Consider the following 3,242-nt stretch of genomic DNA (forward strand, 5'->3'; position numbering starts at 1 on the left):
CGACGATGCCGAGCGCGGCGAGCGTGAGCTTGACCGCACGCCAGGAGATGCGAAGGCCGTCGTCTTGCGGCACCGCGACGGCGGAGACATCCATCTCCTCACCGGCCAGGATCGCTTCGAAGGCCGCCTCGAGACGCGCATGGGCGTGTTTCAGAGCATCGAGACGCGCGGCCAGCACGTCGTCCTGATCGAGAACCTTTTCCACCGCGCGGGTTTGCTTGCGCGCGAGTTGCCCGTCGACATAAGCCACCAGGAGTTCGTCGCCGAGTTCGGTCATGGTGAGCCTCTGAGCCTTCGGGATAGAGGGTTTCGACAATCGCCGCGGCGGACGCCGGCGCCCGCGCGCTCAAACGGTCCGCAAGCGACGCGCTAATCCGCACGAGGCGCGCGGCGATCGTCTCCGGCGAGACGTCGAGGATGCGCGCGGCGTCCTCGTGCTCGAAGCCTTCGCCGTAGACGAGAAGCAGGGTGAGGCGCTGCTGCGGCGGCAGCGCGCCGAGAAAAGCGATGACCGGCGCATCGAAATAGTCTTCACCTTCCGGGTAGAACAACTCGCCGAAACGCGCGTCGTCGATCTTGCGCGCGCGACGGGATCGGCATGGTCGCGCAACTCGTGCAGCCAGTGACGATAGACCTCGCCAAAGGCCCAGACATCGATCGCCGTGCCGCGCTGATAGCGATGCTGCTCGGCGAGCATGCGTCGGAGTGCGCGGCCGAGCAGGCTCTTGCCTTCGTCGCGCGCACCGACCAGCACGTCGGCAAAGCGTTTCAGCCGGGGCAACATCGCAATGAGGCCCGGTCTTACGGTGTCATGGTAATCTTCTGCCTGCACGCCTTGCTCCCCGCCGCTTGGGTCTGTGCTGGCCGTCCCACGCGGGTCTCCCTCGCGAATCAAGAGGATAGCACATCCAGCCGAACGGGGCGTGCGGCGGAGAATGGCTAAGCTGCCCAAAAAGCGCTTGCTTCGCGGGCCATGCGTGCCCAATCTTTGCGCATGAGGGGGAGTTACCCATGACGGTCGTACCCCGGGGCCCGGAGGCCGTAGAATCGCAAGCTGCGGTTCCGCCGCGCGATCGCGCAAAGGCGGTGCCCGTGAACGCCGCGTCCCACGCCAAGGACGCGACGGCCAACGCGGTCGCGGCCGGTCGCGGCCTTCTGCGCAGCCGTCTCGCGGGACGCATCGCAAAGCTCGCCGACAAGACATCAAGTCAAACGAAGCAAGCCACCAAGGACGGCCTGGCGCGCGCCGCCGAATATGGGCGCGGCAATGTCCTGCCCGAGATCGAGCGCACCGGCGCGAAGCTCAAGGAACATGCGCGTCCCGAACGGATGAAGCAGGACTATCGCGAGTTCCTGCATTGGCTGCATGCGCGCGTGCTCGATCCGCCGAAAGAGCAACTTTTCTTCTCGCCGACCAAGGACCCGCTCCCGCTATCGGGCCTTACGATCGCCGGCGCCAATCGCGCGCACGGTCACGACTACCGGCCGACGCCGTGCCAGTTGTTCGAGTGGGCGCTCGCCGGCGTCGACTACGATCTCTCCAAGCTCACCTTCGTCGACTACGGCGCCGGCAAAGGCCGCGTGATGCTGCTCGCCTCGGAACATCCCTTCGCCGCCGTGGCCGGTGTCGAGTTCGCCGAGGAGCTACATGACAATGCGGAGATGAACATCGCGCAGTATCCGCGTTCGCGCATGCTCTGCCGCAACGTCGAATGCGTGCTGGAAGACGCGAGCCAGGTGGGGACGCCGGACGGCGAGGCCGTCCACTACTTCTTCAATCCGTTCTCGCGTGAAATCTTCGCCGAGGTTTTGAACAACATCGTGGTGTCGTACCGGCACAAGCCGCGGCGGCTCTATCTGATCCTCGTCGATCCGGTCGCGACCGATCTCGTCGAGGCGAGCGGCGTATTTGCGCGCGCTGAGTTGCCCGCTCATGAGCGTCTCAAGGTGCGGCTGCTCAGCCCCTACGACGTCGCGGTCTACCGCTCGCTCGCCTAAGGCCCTTTCAAAAGACAGCTACTTGACGCCGAGCTTCTTCTGGAGGTTCGACGAGGACGTCGTGTACTGGAAGATGAGCTTCTTGTCCGGGTGCACATATTTGTGCGCCTGCTGCGCCATGAGCGCGGCCTCGTGGAAACCCGACAGGATCAGCTTCAGCTTGCCCGGATAGGCGTTGATGTCGCCGATGGCGAAGATGCCCTTCTCGCTCGTCTCGAACTTCTCGGTGTCCACGGGCACCAGGTTCTCTTCGAGATTGAGCCCCCAATTGGCGACGGGGCCGAGCTTCATGGTGAGCCCGAAGAAGGGCAGCATGACCTCGGTCGGCTGTTCGAAGGTGGAGCCGTCCGGGCGCTTGACCGTAACGCCGGTAAGCTGAGCGTTATCGCCGTGCAGCTCCGTCACCTGGCCGAGCTTGAAGGAGATATTGCCGCTATCGACCAGCTCCAGCATTTTCTGCACGGAGGCCGGCGCGGCGCGGAACTCTTGACGGCGATGCACCAGCGTCAGCGATTTGGCGACCGGCTGAAGGTTCAAGGTCCAATCGAGCGCGGAGTCGCCGCCGCCGACGATGAGCACGTCCTTGTCCCTGAACGCGTCCATCTTGCGGACCGAATAGAACACCGAGGTGCCTTCGTACTGCTCGATGCCCGGAAGCGGCGGCCGCTTCGGCGTGAAGGATCCGCCGCCCGCGGCGATTACCACGACCTTGCATTCGAACGTGGTGCCGGCGTCGGTGACGAGGCGGTAGCCCTCATCCGTCTTCTCCAGCGTTTCGACACGCTCGCTGAAATGGAACTCGGCGCCGAACGGCTTGATCTGCTCCATCAGCCGGTCGGTAAGCTCCTGGCCGGTGACGATGGCGAGCGCGGGCACGTCGTAGATCGGCTTCTCCGGATAGAGCTCCGCGCATTGGCCGCCGGGCCGGTCGAGAATGTCGATCACGTGCGCTTTCACGTCGACCAGGCCGAGCTCGAACACGGCAAACAGCCCAACGGGTCCTGCCCCAATAATGACCGCGTCGGTCTTGATCACATCCTCTGACATAGCGCCTCAGAACTGCTTTTCGGGAATCCGGACCTTGAGGCCATCGAGGGCCTCGGTCACCTTGATCTGACAGGAGAGACGGCTCGACGGACGAATATCGAAAGCGAAATCGAGCATGTCCTCCTCCATCTGCTCCGGCTGGCCGGTGGCTTCGCGCCACTCGTCTCAACATAGACATGGCACGTGGCGCAGGCGCA

5 protein-coding genes and 1 pseudogene are annotated in these 3,242 nt (G+C 64.3%); 3 read left to right on the plus strand and 3 right to left on the minus strand.

Features of this window, described 5'->3' with window-relative positions; translation table 11 throughout:
* Positions 1-98: 98 nt before the first annotated feature.
* Positions 99-509: an RNA polymerase sigma factor gene (locus AUC71_RS22520; RefSeq protein WP_425283348.1), complete on the minus strand. Its 411-nt coding sequence runs from the start codon at positions 507-509 to the stop codon at positions 99-101.
* Here AUC71_RS22520 and AUC71_RS20750 point away from each other — a divergent pair.
* The 3 genes from AUC71_RS20750 to AUC71_RS03440 all read left to right on the plus strand — a co-directional run bounded on the left by AUC71_RS20750 (position 435) and on the right by AUC71_RS03440 (position 1,998).
* Positions 435-626, plus strand: coding sequence for a hypothetical protein (locus tag AUC71_RS20750; RefSeq protein ID WP_069623148.1), 192 nt, complete (start codon positions 435-437; stop codon positions 624-626). The two genes, AUC71_RS22520 and AUC71_RS20750, sit on opposite strands and share 75 nt — an antisense overlap.
* Positions 599-943, plus strand: coding sequence for a hypothetical protein (locus tag AUC71_RS03435; protein WP_069623149.1), 345 nt, complete (start codon positions 599-601; stop codon positions 941-943). Before AUC71_RS20750 ends, AUC71_RS03435 begins: the two co-directional genes overlap by 28 nt.
* Positions 944-1,092: 149 nt before the next feature.
* Positions 1,093-1,998 carry a hypothetical protein gene (locus AUC71_RS03440; protein WP_158007682.1) on the plus strand — a complete coding sequence of 302 codons (906 nt, stop codon included), beginning with the start codon at positions 1,093-1,095 and terminating at the stop codon, positions 1,996-1,998.
* Positions 1,999-2,016: 18 nt separating this feature from the next.
* On the opposite strand, the gene AUC71_RS03445 is transcribed toward AUC71_RS03440, so the two are convergent.
* Together AUC71_RS03445 and AUC71_RS03450 are read right to left on the minus strand one after the other, a co-directional pair.
* Entirely contained in the window at positions 2,017-3,045 is a 1,029-nt protein-coding gene (locus tag AUC71_RS03445) for an NAD(P)/FAD-dependent oxidoreductase (RefSeq protein ID WP_069623151.1), read from the minus strand.
* 6 nt (positions 3,046-3,051) lie between these two features.
* A pseudogene (locus tag AUC71_RS03450) lies at positions 3,052-3,242 on the minus strand (2Fe-2S iron-sulfur cluster-binding protein); the annotation flags it as partial.

The organism is Methyloceanibacter marginalis, from assembly GCF_001723295.1.
Classification (GTDB): domain Bacteria; phylum Pseudomonadota; class Alphaproteobacteria; order Rhizobiales; family Methyloligellaceae; genus Methyloceanibacter; species Methyloceanibacter marginalis.